Raw genomic sequence first — 16,520 nt, forward strand, 5'->3', positions numbered from 1 at the left:
GCGCCGAAGCGGCTCTCACGACACCAGCGCGACGACACCCGCGGGGCCGCCCGAACCGCCCCGATAGATCGGCCCGCCGATCAGCACTCGCGCGCCGACCGCGGGCAGGGCGGCCAGATTCGCCAGACATTCCAGGCTGATCCGGTGTTCGCGATACAGCAGCCGCGACACGGTATAACTCTCGTCGATCCCCAGGTCCGGCCCGAAGGTGTCGATCCCGAGCGCGCCGCGGCGTCCGAGGCGACCGGTATCGAGCAGCCATCGCACGGCCTCGGGCGCGAATCCCGGTTGGTGGCCCTCGAATTCACCGACACCGAGAAACTCCGGGCCACCCCACAGCGCGTCCCATCCGGTCCACGCGATGACGGCCGCCTCGTTCGGAATGCGGCCGTGCTCGCGCTCCCACTCCTCGAGATCGGCCACCGAGATCGCGTAATCCCGAGTCCGCGAACACTTCTCACGTATATCGATCCTGACCGCGATCAGCATCAGATCCTCCGGATCCAGCTGATCGGCGGCCAGCCCGTCGGGATCGAAATGAATCGGTGCGCCCCAATGGGTTCCGGTGTGCTCGCCCTGCCGGATGTACCGCAGGTAGTAACCGTCGGATCCGATCTCGGCCACGGTCTCGAGCGTGAAGGGCGGATCGCCCGGATACAGCGGCGTCGTGGCCGGATCGTGCACATGCGACAGGTTCACGATCCGCTCGCTCATCGCACACCCCGCGGCACCGCGCGGATCAAGGCCCGCAGATCGGCCTCCAGCAGCCGGAACAGCCAGTAGGTCAGCACGAATGCCAGGATGCCACCGACACTCAGCGTGCGCACCGGCCCGATCACCAGGGCCAGCTGTCCGTCGGGCACGAAGGTCGCGGTGGCCACCGCAAGCAGTGGTACCGACGCCGCCGCGGCCAGATAACCGCTGCCGCGCCGAGCGAGCCGCGCCAGCTGCCGCCCGTCCTCGGTTCCGACCGGCCCGGCCACCAGCAACTGGGGATACAGCGACCGCACAGCGAATACGGTCGCGAGGAAGAACGGATACGCCAGCGCGATGGCCGCGCAGACGACCTGGGCGGTGTAGAACTGCACGAAATTCCGCGAGGGCAGCGCCACCCCGGTCGACATCAGCCCGAGCGGCCACGCCGCCCCCGCCACCAGCCACATCACGAACGGCACCCAGACCAGCCGATCCCCGATCGACAGCGTCTCCCGCCGCGCCCGCGCGAGCTCCTCCGGCGGATAGCCGCGCCCGCGGGCCAGCCGCCGCGCCGCGGTCAGCGCGCGCCGGCACAGCAACACCATCACCACCGTCGCCAACGGGAAGGCGATCGCGTTGTTGATCACAGCCACGGTCTGGAACCGCTGCTGATCGGCCGCGTCCAGCCCGTCGACGATCAGGATCTGATTGAGCCGGATGTTGTACAGACTCGCCAGTAGATTCGGCACGCCGACGCACAGCGCCGCGATGATCAGCGGCCACCGGCGCGCCCGATGCCGCCAACTGTCCGGCGGCGGATCCACCAGATCGCGGGCCCGCTCGTCCAGACACAGCTCCAGCTGCCCGGCCAATTCGGAGCCGGACTGCCAGCGCCGCGACGGATCCGGTTCCAGACAGCGCAGCAGCACCCGACGCAGCGTCGCGGGGGTATCCGCGGGCAACCGATCCAGTGCGTGCGGACCGATTCCGGCGTGGCGGTCGCGCCGCATCGCCGCGAGCGGCGCCGCGCTGTCGCCTTCGTGCTCGTCGAACGGTCGTGCGCCCGTGAGCATTTCCCACAGCAGCACGCCCAGGGCATAGAGATCGGCGCGGGTATCGGGCACCGGCGCGTCCGGATCGATCAGCGCGGCGAGGTGTTCGGGCGCCTGATACGGCGTCGCCTCCGGATCGATGTCGAGCGGCGGATCGCAGCCGAAATCGGCCAGCTTCGGCACGCCCTCCGCGGTGAACAGTACATTCGCCGGTTTCACCGCACCGTGCGAAATGTCCTGGTGGTCCGCGTAATCCAGCGCGGTCGCCAAACGACGGCCGATCCAGGCCACGGTCTCCGGCCAGGACAGCGCCGCGATCTCGCGCCGCACGCTGGAATCGGTGGGCCGGATCTCACCCCGGGCCTCCATCGCCGCGTCCACCGAGCGCAGCAGCGCCCGGCCGCCGTCCGGCGTCGCCGAACCGAGCGCCGAGAGCAGCTCGTCGCCCGTACCGCCGGGCAGATACTGCATGTACTGCAGGCGCAGCGTCGCACCGCCCGGTTCGACCACCACTCGCTGGTCGAAGACCCGCACGATGTACTGATGATCCAGCTGGGCGACCCGATGCGGATCGTGTTCGTCACCGGCCTCCACCCGGACGGCGACCAGGCGCTGCATCGAAAGCTGCCGGGCGAGAAAGACCTTCGCGTGCGCGCGCCCGCCGAGTTCGGTGAGCAGATCGAAATCGTCGAGCCTAATGCCGATCTCGATTCGATCCGGTAGCCCCGGCACGCCGCCCGTCCGCCGGGGCTGCTCGGAATCGAGATATCGCCGCCGCAGTTCATCGGCCTGCTCGGGATATTCGGTGCAGAACTCCGCCAGCCCGATCGCCTCGTAGCGGCGGCGCAGCGCGTACTCCTCGCACACCAGCTCGACGAACCGTTCGGAGCCCAGCAGATCCGGAAACTCCTTGCCGTACTCCGACATTCGGCGACTCGCCGCACGCCGCCGCCGACGCTCGCGCTGATCGATACGAACCAGCTCGGCCAGCACCGCCAGCCGCATCTCGACCCCGTCGGGTAGATAGTGCGCCAGCCTCGGGGGCTCGAGCCGTCCCTCGCGCAGGGCGGTCTGCCAGTCGGCGGCGAAACGCGCGATGGTCGCCGCCGATGCGGTGTTCATCGGCGCGTCGCGGTGGGATCGACCACCCGTCCCAGCGCGCGCAGATCGGCCTCGAGCGCGCGGAACAGCACATAGGCGATCAGAAAGGCGATGATCGCGCCCACGCACAGCACCCGCACGGCCACGATCACGCTCGGAATATCCGCGGCGGGTAGAAAAGTCACACCCGCCACCGCGAGCAGCGGTACCGACGCCGCCACCGCCAGGTATCCGGTGCACCGCCGATCCAGCCGCCGCAGCCGGGCCGCGTCCGCGGCCCCGATATCGCCCTGGCGCAGGAAGATCGGATAGATGCTGCGCATCATGAAGAAGGTGACCAGGAAGTACGGATAGGCCACCGCCATCGCGCCGCAGACGAGCAGCGACCACAGAAAATGCACCAGCACGCGCAGGGTGACCTCGCCGGTGGTCAGCTGCAGGGCCACCGGGAAGGTGAGCGCCGACAGCGCCCACAGCGAAAACACCACGAGCACAGTGCGATCCCCCATCAGCAGCGCATCCGCCCGCGCGTGCGCGATGGTCTCCGGATCGTAGGCGCGCCCTCTGCGCAGGCCACTCGGCACGGTGATCAGATGACGCGCAAGATACACCAGCACCGCGATTCCGATGGGGAAGAAGATGCCGTTCACCGCGAGGGTCACCGCCATGAACGCGTGCTGGGCCGGATCGCTGAGCCGCTCGATGATCAGGGTCCGGTTGTGCTCGATGTTGTACAGCGAGGCAGCGATATTCGGCAGCCCGATCGCCAGCGCCAGCACCGGGACCCGCCACGGGCGCAGTCGCAAACGCCAGCTGTGCGGCGGCGGATCCACCAGATCACGGGCCCGCTCGTCGAGACACAGCTCGAACTGCTGAGCCAGTTCCGCCCCGTCGGCCCAACGCTTCTCGCGCTCGGGTTCCAGACAGCGCAGCAGCACCCGGCGCAATGCCGCCGGACAGTTCGCGGGAATGCGTTGCAGCGCGGCCGGATCCACCCCGGCGCACCGCTGGGCGAGCATCTCCTTCAGCGTGGTGACGTCGCCGTGTTCGCTGGCCGTCGTATCGTCGAAAGGCTTTGCCCCGGTGAGCAATTCCCACAGCACCACACCGAGAGAGTAGATATCGGCGCGGGTGTCCAGATCCCCGGGCGTCCGCCGATAGCCGGGATGGCAGGCCTCCAGCTGTTCGGGCGACATATAGGACAGCGAGCCGCCAAAATAGGCGACCGGACTCGTCCCCTCGAGATTGCGACTGAAACTGATGTTGAAATCGGCCAGCTTCGGCACGCCCTCGGCGGTGAGCAGGACATTGGCGGGTTTGACGTCGCGATGCAGTACGCCCTGCGAATCGGCGTAGGCCAGCGCCTCGGCCAGCCGTCGTCCGAGCCAGGCCACGGTCTCCGGCCACGACAGCGTCGCGAGTTCGGCGCGCACGCTGGAATCGGTCGGCCGGATCTCACCCTTCTCCTCCATCGCCGCGTCCACCGCGTCGAGCAGCAGCTGCCCGCTGCGCTGCGCGGCCGGGGTGGCCCGCACCCAGCGCAGCACGCCCAGCAGCGTGCCGCCGGGCAGAAACTGCATGTACAGCAAGCGAAGTCGACGCGAGCCGAGATCGACCCCCGAATCCAGGATCGGATCGTCGAGCAGGCGCTGATCGAAGACCCGCACGATGTAGTCGTGATCGAGCTGTGCCAGGGTCTGCGGTTCGGTACCCCGATCGGCGGAGATCTTCACCGCGACCAGTCGCTGCAGCGCGCGCTGCCGGGCCAGGAACACGCGCGCGAAGGCGCCGCTGCCGAGTCCGGTGAGCAGATCGAAATCGTCGATGCACTGTCCCACCCGAATGTTGTCCAGTCCGTCGGTGTCGACGGTTTCGGACAGTCCGGTGGTGGTGCGGGTGGCTTCGCCGGTCGCCGCGAATGTGGCCGTGGCATCGGCGGCGGCGCGCCGGGTGCTCTGATCCTCGTCGTCGGCGTTGAGCAGTTCCCGCAATTGCGTCGACTGATCGGGATATTCGCGCAGACACTCCCGCGGATCTACCCGTTCGCCACTGTGTCGCCGGATCACGAACTCCTCGTACACCAGACCGGCCGGAATACTGCCCGAGGCCAACTCGGGGAATTCCGAGCAGTATTCGCGCAGCCGTTTTCGCGCGGGCGAAGTCGCGTGGTCGGCGTTCGGACGCAGCCAGCGGTGCCGTAGATCGATCCGAATCAGTTCGATCAGCGCGTGTAGGCGCAGGGCGTCGGCGTCGGGCAGGTAGTCGGCGATCTCGGGCGGCCGGGCGCCGGACTCCCAGGCGGCTGCGAACGCGGCCACCGTGCCGAATTCGGTCCCCGCCGTTGGTCGCCCGAACCCGCCGCCGGAGTCGGAACTGTAGCTCATATCGCACCTAACGAACCCGGGCTGCGCCCGGATCACACCGGATCACGGAAGACCGGATCGCGACCGAAATCCACACTGGTCGGTCTGAGGTACAGCGGATAGAATCCGCCACACCCCGAGACCATCATTCCCGAGCACTGCCGGAAATGATAATTTGCGCATCGATACCGAAACACCCATTTCGAGCATGATGCGACGGGGGCTACGAGTATGCAGAACGAGGGCACCGCGCTAGCGGCCGCGACATCGACTACCGCCACCGGAGCCACGCAGGAGGTGTCGATGGACTCGAACGACGCACCGGCCATGCCGACCACGGCCACCGCGATCGCCGCGGCGGTGCGGGACGGCACCGTGCGCCCCGAGCAGATCGTCGACGCCGCCCTCGAGCGCATCCGCCTCGGGAATCCGAAGGTCAACGCCTTCAGCATGGTTCGCGCCGAGGCCGCGCGCGCGGAGAGCCGGGCGCTGGCCGAACGCGCCGATCTGGAGGCGCTGCCGCTGGCCGGCGTGCCGATCGCGGTGAAGAACAATATCGATGTGACCGGTGAGGTGACCCGCGCCGGATCCCTCGCGGGCGACGATCGACCGGCCGAAGCCGACCATCCGGTGGTGCGGCGGTTGCGCGCCGCGGGCGCGGTCGTCGTCGGCCTCACCGAAATGCCCGAATTCGGCCTGTGGGGCGTCAGCGACACGCCGGAGCGAATCACGCGGTCCGCGTGGAATATTCGCTACAGCGCGGGCGGCTCCTCCGGCGGATCGGGTGCGGCGGTCGGGGCCGGACTGGTTCCGGTCGCGCACGGTAACGACGGGCTGGGCTCGGTGCGCATCCCGGCCGCCTGCTCGGGCGTCTTCGGCGTCAAACCCGGACGCGGCGTGGTGCCCGCGCAGGTCGGGGTCGACTCCTGGGGCGGAATGACCGAGAACGGCGTACTCGCCACCACCGTCGCCGATGCCGCGCTGATGCTGTCGGTACTGGCCGATCGCCCCGCGCTGGCCGAACTCGAACCGCCCGCGCAGCTGCGCGTCGGACTCGCCTTCGCCTCCCCGTCACCGCTGCTGATGGTCGACAAGCAGTGGGCCGCCGCGGCCCGCACGGCCGCTCAACTGGCCGGTGAGGCCGGGCATATCGTCACCTCCGCGACGCTGCCCTATGCGGGCGGCGCCACCGCGGTCCTGCTGCGCTGGCTGGCCAACGCCGCACGCGAGGCGACCGTGACGCCCCACCCCGAACGACTACAGAAGCGCACCCGCACACATGTGGCCCTGGGCCGTGCGGTGTTGCGCGCCGGACTGATTCGACCCGGGCAGGTCGATCGCGTCGAGGCCCGGCTCCTGGACTTCTTCGAACAGCACGATGTCGTGATCACCCCGACCCTGGCCGGGCCGCCGCCGCTCGCCAAGGCCTGGCACGCCCGCGGCTGGTTGCCGAATGTGCTTGCCAGCGCGCGCTATGCGCCGTTCACCCCGCTGTGGAATCTGGTCGGCTGGCCCGCGGTGAGCGTGCCGATGGGTCTGCACGCGCGGACCGGCACGCCGCTGGCCGCGCAACTGGCCGGGCCGCCGGGCAGCGAGTCGACGCTGCTGCGACTGGCGGCCCAGCTGGAGGCCGCGCGGCCGTGGCGGCGTACGGCCTGACCGTTCGCTCAGTCCTGCGCCGAGCCGAAACCACCGGCCATCACGCGGTTGGCGAAGTCGAGGATCGTGGGACGGTCGTCGTCGGCGCGCCAGGCCACGGCCAGTTCGCACGGGGCCAGACCGGTCACCTCGCGGGCGGTCAGGCCCGGCCAGCGATACATCGGCACATTGCTCTCGGCGAGCAGGCATACGCCCAGTCCGAGGCTGACGGCCTCGAGCCGCTCCTCGGCGGTCGCGGCCTCGCCGCCGATCTTGGGCTGCCGGCCGCCGCGGCCGTCGACGCCCAGCCAGAAGTCGCGCGCCGCACCGGCTTCCGACGGCATGGCGATGAACGGCTCGTCGAGCAGATCGGCGAAGTCGACGGTCTCGCGCTCGGCCAGGGCGTGGTTCTCCGGCAGCAGCGCCCAGCGCGGCTCGGTGCGCAGCACCTGCCAGCGGTAGCGGCCGACATCGGGGACGGGTAGCCACATCAGCGCCAGATCGGCCTGCCGCCCGGCCAGGCCGCTGGACGGGTCGGTCCACGACGCCGAGTGCAGGGCGAGACGGTGCCCGCTGGCGCTCTCCAGATCGGCGATCAGGCCGCGCCCGATCGAGCTCTGGATACCGACGCGCAGCACCTCACCGGCTTCCTGCAGGGCGACATTGGTCACCTCCCACAGCTCCAGGATCTTGCGGGCGCCCTCGAGCAGTTCCTTACCGGCCACGGTGAGGGCGACGCTGCGCTGATTGCGATCGAACAGCACCACATCGAGCTGACGCTCGAGCTGGCGGATCTGCCGCGACAGCGTCGGTTGAGCGATGTGCAGCCGCTGAGCGGCATTGGTGAAGTGCAGTTCCTCAGCGACGGCGACGAAGTACCGCAAGTCGCGCAAATGCGGATCCATAGCACCTTGCTATCAGAATTGGTCTTGGAAATCCAGCTGTATCAGTCCCTCGAGTCGGGATTGAGGCACGGAAACAGCCATCAGGTTTGTTAGTGACAGCATAGGGCCTCTGCATAACCGCGGCACACCGGCCTCGGCGAATTTGCGGCCAACCTCGATTGTCCCGGCGAACACCGGTCATCAGGGCAGCCGACCAGCAGTAACGAGGGCCACCCTCGCCGGAATCGGCCAGCACGAAACCCCGGACGCGGTACGTCCGGGGTTGTCAGCAACATTTGCCCGAAGCGGGCACGCTGGGCACTTGGCCAAACAGTGAAATTGCTCACACCAACGGCGCGGCGTGGAAAGACACGCCGACCGGGTTACGCGTTGCTGTAGACCTTCGGATTCAACGTGCCGATGTAGGGCAGATCGCGGTAGCGCTCGGCGTAGTCCAAGCCGTAACCGACCACGAATTCGTTGGGGATGTCGAAGCCGACATGGGCCACGTCGACGTGGGTGCGTAACGCGTCGGGCTTGCGCAGCAGTGTCACCACCTCGAGCGAGGCCGGATTGCGGCTGGACAGATTCCGCTTCAGCCACGACAGCGTGAGGCCGGAGTCGATGATGTCCTCGACGATCAGCACATTGCGCCCGGCGATGTCCTTGTCGAGATCCTTCAGGATGCGCACCACACCCGAGGAGGAGGTCGACGAGCCGTAGGAGGAGACGGCCATGAACTCCATCTGGGTCGGAATCTGCAGGGCCTGAGCCAGATCCGCCATGAAGAAGATCGCGCCCTTGAGCACGGCCACCAACAGCAGATCACCCTCGGGCGCATCAGGGGGGTAACGCTTGGCGATCAGTTCGGCGAGTTCGGCGACCTTCGCCTCGATCTGCTCCTCGGTGATCAGCACCGACGCAATGTCGTCCCCGTACACGTGCGCTGGTTTCCCTTCATGATGTCGTGGCACTCATGGCGCTTTGCGGGAAATCCGGATGCCGCGCGGACACCCGGGATCATTATCGGCCAAACGCCAGCGTCAGCCTGCCATGTTCGCGCGCGGCAACCAACCTCGTCCCCGGCTTACCGCCACCCACGGCCACGCCGCCCTGCCCGTGCCAATCGGTGACCAGCGCATCGACCGCGCGTAAATGCTTGTCGGTCAACGCCTTTGCCCCGCCCGCGAACAACCACGCCCGAATCGCCCGGCGGCGCAGCGCGGCGGGCGCAGTGGCGAGCGTCTCGATCGACAACCCCGAACCATCGTCCGCAGCGGACAGCAACTTGTCGGCAAGCTCGTCGAGTACGGCATTGTCGGCCCGCAGCTGCTCGGCCGTGCGGGCCAGCGCGGCGGCGACCCCGCCGCCCAGGATCTCCTCGAGCAGCGGCAGCGCCTCGGTGCGCAGCCGCACCCGGGTGAACTCCGGCGCGCTGTTGTGCGGATCCTCGTGCGGCGACAGACCCAATTCGGCGCACAGTGCCCGGGTCGCGGACCGCCGCACGCCCAGCAGCGGTCGCCCCCAGGGTTCGGCGAAGGCGGCCATGCCCTGGATCGAACGCGGTCCGGAGCCGCGGGCCAGGCCCAGCAGCACGGTTTCGGCCTGATCGTCGAGGGTGTGGCCGAGCAGCACCGGCCGTCCGTCGCGGGCATCGTCGAGTGCCGCGTAGCGGGCCCGCCGGGCCGCGGCCTCGAGCCCGCCCGCACCGCTCACCTCGACCGAAAGCACCCGCGCGGAGCGACAGCCCAGTGCCAGGGCGCCCTCGGCGGCCGCCGCGGCGACCCGATCGGAGCCGGGCTGCAGATTGTGATCGACGATCAGCGCGTCGACCACCTCCGCCTCCGCGACGGCGGCCGCGGTGAGCGCCAGCGAATCGGCCCCGCCGGACAGCCCGACGGCCACCACAGCCTCGGGTGCGAATCGCGCGAGCCAATCCCGCACCGCGCGACGCATATCCAGCGCCGCGGCGGTTTCCGGAAGCGGCCGGGCCCGGCCCGTCATCTCAGCCCAGCACCCGGGTGACCCAGCGCTGCGGATTGCCGATCTCGTCGGTGCGCGGCAGCGTCTGGGCATTCGACCAGACGGTGTTGAACCGCTCCATGCCGACCGTATCGACCACCTCGTCGACGAATGCCTTGCCGCGCACGTACTGCGCGACCTTCGCGTCCACCCCGAGCAGCGCCCGCAGCAGCCGCTGCACCGGATTCACCGGACGCTGCCGCCGCTGATCGAAGGCCCGGCGGATCTGCGCGACCGACGGCACGACCGCGGGTCCGACCGCGTCCATCACATGATCGGCATGACCCTCGAGCAACGTGCCCAACATGAGCAGCCGATCCAGCGCCTCACGCTGCGGCGGGGCCTGGGTGGCGCGCAGCAGGCCGAGCACGCCGTTGTTGGCCGGATCGTCGGCATCGGGTTTGGCCCGTCGCCGCTCGCGCACCTCGTCCAGCAACCGCTGCAGCATTTCCGCGAGCGGTTCCTCGCCGACGTCACCGAGGACGCCCACGTTCTCGCGCATGTAGTCCGCGAGCCAGGGCGCGGAGGAGAACTGCACCCGGTGGGTCACCTCGTGCAGGCAGACCCAGAGCCGGAAGTCGCCGGGCGTCACGCCGAGCGCTCGTTCGACCGCGACGATATTCGGCGCGACCAGCAGCAGGGTGCCGTCGCGCCCGCTGAACGGGTCGTACTGACCGAGGATCGCGGTGGCCAGGAAGGCCAGCATCGCACCGGCCTGCATCCCGGCGGGCTTACCCGCGAGGAATCCGCGCTCGCCCTCGGGTTCACCGGTCAGCTGTGCCATCGAATCCGCGGCCGCCCGAATCCAACCCGGGCGGTCCACGATCCGAGCGTCCGGCACCGCGCCGTCGTCGGCGAGCAGACTGACCTCGCGCACCGGCCCCTCGGCCCGCGTCGAGGCCGAGGCCAATTCCGCGACCACCTGCTCGGCCGAATAGCGCGAGGTCCGCGGGCCCGCCGGAACCAGCGCGGTCGCGGTGCGGGCGGCCATATTCCAGTCCACCGCGCCGGCCAGCGCCGAACGCTTCGCCTTGCGGACCAGTTGGCCGCTGGCGACGTCGACCACCAGCTGTTCGGATCGTTCGGCTCGGCTGTCGGCCGCCTCGTCACCGGGTCCGCTCATATTCATCCACCCGTCATCGGCATCCACAATTGCGCAGCGTGGCAGCGATGACATCCAATGCCGGCCGGCTCGCCTCCGGCGGACGGTCGTTCGACATCAGCGCGAACGTCAGGACGCGGCCATCACTGTCCAGCACATACCCTGCCAACGCGCTCGATACCGACAGAGTTCCGGTTTTCGCCCGAACCCAGCCCGCGCCACCGTGATCGCGCGGGGTGACGAATCGCCCGGCCAGCGAGCCCGAACCGCCCGCGACCGGCAGATAGTCCAGCAGCGGGGCGAGCGGGGAGCCGCTGGCGAGCGATCCACCCGAGTTGACCGCCGAGGTGAGCGTCCCGCCCGCGCGCTCGCCGACCGCACCCGGCTGCGGCGCCGCGGCCACCGTGAGCACCCGGTCCAGCAGGCGGGCCGGAATGCGATCGTCGGTGGACAGTCCGCTGTTGTCGAGCAGGGTCAGGCCGGTGGTGTCGAATCCGGCGACCTCGAGCGCGGTCCGGGTGGCGGCGGCCGCGCCCGCGAAGGACTGCTCGCCGCCGGTGACCGCCGCGATCTCCCGACCGATCGACTCGGCCAGCACATCATCGGAATGAACCATCATGTCCCGCAGCCGATCCCGCAGCGGCGCCGACTGCACCCTGGCGATCTCGGCCGCGCCCGCGGGCGCGCGGCCCGCGTGCACCTTGGCCGGATCCAGGCCCAGATCCATCGCGAGGCGGCGACCGGCGTCCAGAGCGGGGGTCGGGGTGCGGGGAGAGTATTCGACCAGCGGATCGAGGCGGCCGCCGTCGATCATCACCGGTTCGATCGGAGCCCACGAGCCGCCCGCGATATCGACCGGATCCCAGCCCGCGGGCCAGCCCGGGCCGGTGTAGAGCGAGGTGTCGACCACGATCGTGTCGATGCCGTGGCTCGCGGTGCGAATCTGGTTCGCCAGATCCGACAGCCGGGGGCCGTTCGGGTAGTAGCCCTTACCCTCGGCCTGCGCGGTCAGTGTCGGATCGCCGCCGCCGACCAGAACCAATTCGTTCGGATTCGCCCCCGCGACAACGCGAGTGGCGACCCGCTGTTCGGCGGGCAGCACCAGCAGCGCCGCGGCCGCGGTGAGCACCTTGGCCGTCGAGGCCGGGATCACGGGCTTGTCCGGGTCGGCGCTCCACAGCACGGTCCCGGTCTCGGCGTCGGTGACCGAGCCGGAGAAACCGCCCAGATCCGGATTCGTCACGGCCGGGCCCAGGGCCGCCGCGAGTCCGGCCGGACTGGGTTCGGGCGCGCTCGGCGGGGCCGGGGCCACCTGCGCGATCGGCTTGACCGGCGCCGGCGGCGCGGCGATCTTCAAACCGCCGTGCCGGAATTCCTCGGTCCACGGTTTCACCGTGACCAGCACCACCGCCGCCGCGGCGACCACCACGACCAAACCGGCGCCGACACCTGTCCAAATGCGCCTGCGCCGCCGTGCGGCCAGCTCACCGATGTTGCTGTTGCTCGAACCAAGCACCTGACCGTTGTCTCCCTGATCACCGTGTGACGTCCCTGCCGCACCCACGCGCCCGCCGACCACACTATCCTCACCTCGCCGGCGTTCCCCCGAACGAGATGGCGAGTCGGCAGCCGCAACCGCACCAAAGAAGGAGATGACGTGGAGTTCGACGTCACCATCGAGATCCCCAAGGGTCAGCGCAACAAGTACGAGGTCGACCACGAGACGGGCCGGGTGCGGCTGGACCGCTACCTCTACACCCCGATGGTCTACCCCGCCGATTACGGCTACATCGAAAACAGCCTCGGTTCCGACGGCGACCCGCTGGACTGCCTGGTGCTGCTGCCGGAGTCGGTGTACCCGGGCGTGATCGTCGAGGCCCGTCCGGTGGGCGTGCTGATCATGAGCGATGAGGCCGGCGGCGACGAGAAGATCGTGGCGGTGCCCGCGGGTGACAAGCGCTGGAACCACATTCAGGACGTCTCGGATATCGGCGAATTCGAACGCAAGGCCATCCAGCACTTCTTCGAGCACTACAAGGATCTGGAGCCCGGCAAGTGGGTCAAGGTCGAAAACTGGGGCGATCGCGCCAAGGCCGAGACCCTGGTCGAGGAGGCCTTCGCCCGGCTGAAGGAGCAGGGCGGCCACTGAGCCGCGTCGAACGCTCGGCGGGGGCTCCGGATTGCGGAGCTCCCACCGAGCGCTCGGGTCGACCCGACCGAACCCCTACGTCACCGTCGACCCCTCCGAACGACGCTGACCCCACGGTCGGCCACCCGGAACCCGGCCGCCGAATGTTCTTGGGAACGGCCGAATTCCGCCATTCCACGCTAGTGTCCGCGCACCGGGTCGCGCATCCCCGTCTCGTCGGCGTCCGCGCAGGTCGCAGCGGCCGATGAGGCGGAATTGACGGAAAACTGATGCGCCCGCAGGATCTCCACCACGGGCGCCTCGAACGCCTCGTCGAGCCGCTCGTGCACCAGCCGGGCATCGTCCAGATCGTCGAAGATCTCCGCGGCCGAGCGAAATGCCGCCCGCGCCTGCTCATCTCGCCCCAGCGCCGCCAGCACCACCCCGTGCAGCACCTGCACCCGGGCCCGGTGCAGCGGTCCGGCCGCGTCGGTGACGGCCTCGACCGCTGCGGCGGCAACCGATTCCGCGTCCGCGAGCCGTCCCGCCAGCATGCCCACCTGGGCCAGCCGGGCCAGCGCGAAACCCATATGCAACCGGGAACCGCTGAGCCGCGCCGATTCGACCGCGCGCGTACACAATTCGACGGCGCGGCCGTATTCGCCCCGGAAGGCAAGCGCCGCACCGAGTTCGTGGGTGGCCATGCCGGTCAGGGCGTGATTGCCGATGCTCCGGGCCAGCGTCAACCCCTGTTCGGCGCGGCTGACGGCTTCATCGAAACGTCCACCGTCCGAAAGTGTTTTGGCGGCGTGGATCAGACAGGCCGCCTCCACGGCCGCGTCCCCGGCCCGCCGTGCGAGCCGGATGGCGCGTTCGGCATGGGCCATGGAGGCGGCGATCTCGGCGCCCATGCGGGTAGAGGCGGCCAGCAATTGTGCGGCGAATGCGGTGAGCCGGGCGGCATCCGGGGTATCGGTGCCCAGCGACAGCGCGATGCGCTGATGGTCGCGACCGGCGCGCATGCGGGCCAGGGCGTAGGTCAGCACCGAACCCAGCGCCACCCGCACCCGGCATTCCAATCCCCGATCACCCGCGGCCAGCGCCGCCTCGAGCAGTTCCTCGAGCGCGCGGACATGTTCCTGGGCATTGGGTCCGCATTCGATCAATTCGGCCATGGCCCAGGCCAGATCGGCGCACAGCGCCAGCGCGTCGCCGCCGGACCGCGCGGCCTGGCGCAGCAGCGCGATCAGATTGAGCCGCTCGGTATTGAGCCAGCATTGCGCGTCCGCGCCGTCGCGAAACGAAAGACCCACGGCCACCGTGGCTTTCAGATGCTCGGGCAGCCGTGTTCCCGGATTGCAAACCAGCACCACGTTTTTCATGGTGGCCAGGTAGAAGTCCAGCAGCCGCGCCAGGGCCCCGGTGTCGTCGGCGGGCGCGACCTCGCGAGCGAACAGGCGCAGCAGATCGTGATAGCGATAGCGACCGATGGCGGCGGCGTCGAGCAGACTCAGATCGGCCAGCGACTCGCACAGCAATTCGGCCTCGGCATGACCACATTCGAGGATCGCGGCCACACCCGCGATCGGCAGATCCTCCGCCTCGGGCACGGCCAGCAATCGAAATGCCCTGGCCTGCGCGGGTTCCAGCTGGTCGTAGCCGAGCCGGAACACCGCCGCCACGGTCAGTTCGCCGGTGCGCAGCAGTCCCAGTCGCTGCCGCTCGTCGGCCAGGCGTTCGGCGATCGCCTCGATACTCCAGCGCGGTCGTGAGGCCAGTCGCGATCCGATGATGCGCACCGCCAACGGTAATCGCCCGCAGGCCTGCACGACCGTCGCGGTGGCCGTCGGCTCGGCCGCGACCCGTTCGGCGCCGACGATACGGCTCAACAGGGTCAGGGCCTCCACGGTGGCCATCTCGTCGAGCCGAACCGCGAGCACCCCCGGCAGCTGCGGCGGCGCGGCCCGGCTGGTGATCAGCACGGCCGATCCGGGCGTCGACGGAATCAGCGGCAGCACCTGATCGGCGTCGCGCGCGTTGTCCAGGACGATCAGCACCCGCCGACCCTCGAGTCGGATACGGAACTGCGCGGCCCGCTGCTCGGAGGTCGGCGCGATCTCCCCCTCCGGCATCCCGAGCGACCGCAGGAAGCCGCCGAGAATATCCCCGGCCGAACATCCGCCCGACCGCTCGAACCCGTGCAGATCCACATGCAACTGCCCGTCGGGAAACCAGTGCCGCACCCGATGCGCCACATGGACCGCGACCGTGCTCTTACCGACCCCGCCCATTCCGGTGACGACGCAGACCGGCACCGCGGCTCCCGCGTCCCGCAACCGATCCACCAGTCTGCGCACCGCGTCCTCGCGCCCGGTGAAATCCGCGATGTCGGCGGGCAATTGCGCGGGCGGGGCGGTGTGCACGGCCGAGCGACGCACCGAAACCCGTGGGCCCAGCACGGCCGCCCAACCCTCCGACGGCACTGCCTCCGAACGGCTTTCCACCATCATATCGGCATTGCCCGGATCCGGGGCAGCGCCGTACGAACGCGCGGCGATCGCGATTCCGGCACCGGCCGCGCCACGCCGCTCGGCCTCGAGCCCAGCGCTGGAAGGGATTTCGATCTCGCCCCGAACTCCGGGGCCGCCCGTGGCATCGTCCATCGCGGCGTCGGGCGTACCCGCTGTCCCCGTACTCGTCTCCCCCGGAAGCATCGGCCCGTCCCCCACCGGCTCGCCCCGCAGAATCCGCCGCTGCAGATCCGTGAGCCGCTGTCCCGGATCGATGCCCAAGCGCTCCACCAGAATTCGCCGCGTCTCGGCGAACACCTCCAGCGCCTCGGCCTGCCGCCCGGCGCAGTAGAGCGCGGTCATATGCAGCTCACGCGTCCGCTCGCGCAGCGGATGCTCCGCGACCAGCGACCGCAGCTCGGCGACGATCTCACCGGCCCGACCCAATCGCAGATCGGCGGCGAGGCGCTGTTCCAACAGGGTGAGCCGAAACTCGGTCAGCTGGGCGCGCAGTCGTTCGGCATGCGGGCCGGGCAGCCCGGCCAGGGGCGTGCCCTCCCACAGTGCGAGCGCCTCCCGTAGTCGTTCGCGCGCCGCCGCCGTATCGCCCGCCCGCCCCGCCTCGGCCGCATACCGTTGCGCGAGTTCGATATCCACCGCACCGGGCGGCAGCCGCAGCGCGTACCCGCCCGCGAAGCCGACCAGCACCGCGGGTGACGATCCCGTAGCTCGCTCGGGTTCCAGCACACGCCGCAGATGCAGCACGTGATTGCGAACCGCCCCGACCGCACTCGCGGGCGGCCGCGTACCCCAGACGTCGGCGATGAGATCGCCCAGGGTGGCCGAGCGCCCACCGCGCAGCAGCAGCGCGGCGAGTACGGCCCGGCGCTGTTTCGGACCGAGGTCCAACGGATGCTCACCGTGCCACGCACGAACCTCACCGAGCACGGCAAACTTCAGCATCTGTCCTGTCCGAAAAGCGTCATTTCTCTGTTCGGAAACGCTATCCGATCACCGATACCGT

General features: G+C 69.6%; 11 protein-coding genes. 2 read left to right on the plus strand and 9 right to left on the minus strand.

The genetic code is table 11. The features are described 5' to 3' along the window. Positions 1-15: 15 nt before the first annotated feature. From NP4_RS14455 to NP4_RS14465, 3 genes are read right to left on the minus strand one after another with little or no spacing between them, the layout of a single operon-like run. Entirely contained in the window at positions 16-714 is a 699-nt protein-coding gene (locus NP4_RS14455; RefSeq protein WP_067997772.1) for a cyclase family protein, read from the minus strand. Continuing rightward, positions 711-2,870: a protein kinase domain-containing protein gene (locus NP4_RS14460; RefSeq protein ID WP_067997775.1), complete on the minus strand. Its 2,160-nt coding sequence runs from the start codon at positions 2,868-2,870 to the stop codon at positions 711-713. Before NP4_RS14460 ends, NP4_RS14455 begins: the two co-directional genes overlap by 4 nt. Further along, positions 2,867-5,233, minus strand: coding sequence for a serine/threonine-protein kinase (locus NP4_RS14465; protein ID WP_067997777.1), 2,367 nt, complete (start codon positions 5,231-5,233; stop codon positions 2,867-2,869). Before NP4_RS14465 ends, NP4_RS14460 begins: the two co-directional genes overlap by 4 nt. Before the next feature lie 282 nt (positions 5,234-5,515). On the opposite strand from NP4_RS14465, the gene NP4_RS14470 reads away from it, so the two are divergent. Then, positions 5,516-6,871: an amidase gene (locus NP4_RS14470; RefSeq protein ID WP_067997979.1), complete on the plus strand. Its 1,356-nt coding sequence runs from the start codon at positions 5,516-5,518 to the stop codon at positions 6,869-6,871. 8 nt (positions 6,872-6,879) lie between these two features. Here NP4_RS14470 and NP4_RS14475 read toward each other — a convergent pair whose 3' ends face one another. From NP4_RS14475 to NP4_RS14495, 5 genes are all read right to left on the minus strand, one after another. After that, positions 6,880-7,755 carry a LysR family transcriptional regulator gene (locus NP4_RS14475; protein WP_067997780.1) on the minus strand — a complete coding sequence of 292 codons (876 nt, stop codon included), beginning with the start codon at positions 7,753-7,755 and terminating at the stop codon, positions 6,880-6,882. Between the two features lie 362 nt (positions 7,756-8,117). Continuing rightward, a complete protein-coding gene (gene hpt, locus NP4_RS14480) occupies positions 8,118-8,675 on the minus strand; it encodes a hypoxanthine phosphoribosyltransferase (RefSeq protein WP_062511318.1) in 558 nt (185 codons plus the stop codon). A gap of 82 nt (positions 8,676-8,757) precedes the next feature. Then, on the minus strand, positions 8,758-9,738 hold the full coding sequence (tilS, locus tag NP4_RS14485) for a tRNA lysidine(34) synthetase TilS (RefSeq protein ID WP_067997783.1): 981 nt from the start codon (positions 9,736-9,738) through the stop codon (positions 8,758-8,760). A gap of 1 nt (position 9,739) precedes the next feature. Then, positions 9,740-10,747 (minus strand): Rv3626c family coenzyme F420 biosynthesis-associated protein, encoded by a 1,008-nt coding sequence (locus NP4_RS14490; protein ID WP_067997982.1) that lies wholly within the window; start codon positions 10,745-10,747, stop codon positions 9,740-9,742. A 145-nt stretch (positions 10,748-10,892) separates the two neighbouring features. Further along, the gene (locus tag NP4_RS14495; protein ID WP_373863836.1) at positions 10,893-12,374 is read right to left on the minus strand and encodes a D-alanyl-D-alanine carboxypeptidase/D-alanyl-D-alanine-endopeptidase; all 1,482 of its coding nucleotides are present in this window, start codon (positions 12,372-12,374) and stop codon (positions 10,893-10,895) included. Positions 12,375-12,515: 141 nt separating this feature from the next. Here NP4_RS14495 and ppa point away from each other — a divergent pair, with 141 nt between their 5' ends. Further along, complete coding sequence (gene ppa, locus NP4_RS14500; protein ID WP_067997785.1) at positions 12,516-13,007, plus strand: inorganic diphosphatase; 492 nt, start codon at positions 12,516-12,518, stop codon at positions 13,005-13,007. Between the two features lie 179 nt (positions 13,008-13,186). Here the strand turns inward: ppa and NP4_RS14505 are convergent, their stop codons facing one another. Then, positions 13,187-16,459 (minus strand): AfsR/SARP family transcriptional regulator, encoded by a 3,273-nt coding sequence (locus NP4_RS14505; RefSeq protein ID WP_067997787.1) that lies wholly within the window; start codon positions 16,457-16,459, stop codon positions 13,187-13,189. Positions 16,460-16,520 lie beyond the last annotated feature (61 nt).

It is taken from the genome of Nocardia pseudobrasiliensis NBRC 108224 (assembly GCF_001613105.1).
GTDB lineage: Bacteria > Actinomycetota > Actinomycetes > Mycobacteriales > Mycobacteriaceae > Nocardia > Nocardia pseudobrasiliensis.

Excerpts from the sequence above, each read along its gene's own strand:
- NP4_RS14475 (WP_067997780.1), bottom strand. The coding sequence starts at position 7,755 with ATGGATCCGCATTTGCGCGACTTGCGGTACTTCGTCGCCGTCGCTGAG.
- NP4_RS14470 (WP_067997979.1), top strand. The coding sequence starts at position 5,516 with ATGGACTCGAACGACGCACCGGCCATGCCGACCACGGCCACCGCGATC.
- NP4_RS14465 (WP_067997777.1), bottom strand. The coding sequence starts at position 5,233 with ATGAGCTACAGTTCCGACTCCGGCGGCGGGTTCGGGCGACCAACGGCG.
- NP4_RS14460 (WP_067997775.1), bottom strand. The coding sequence starts at position 2,870 with ATGAACACCGCATCGGCGGCGACCATCGCGCGTTTCGCCGCCGACTGG.
- NP4_RS14455 (WP_067997772.1), bottom strand. The coding sequence starts at position 714 with ATGAGCGAGCGGATCGTGAACCTGTCGCATGTGCACGATCCGGCCACG.
- NP4_RS14505 (WP_067997787.1), bottom strand. The coding sequence starts at position 16,459 with ATGCTGAAGTTTGCCGTGCTCGGTGAGGTTCGTGCGTGGCACGGTGAG.
- tilS (WP_067997783.1), bottom strand. The coding sequence starts at position 9,738 with ATGACGGGCCGGGCCCGGCCGCTTCCGGAAACCGCCGCGGCGCTGGAT.
- NP4_RS14490 (WP_067997982.1), bottom strand. The coding sequence starts at position 10,747 with ATGGCCGCCCGCACCGCGACCGCGCTGGTTCCGGCGGGCCCGCGGACC.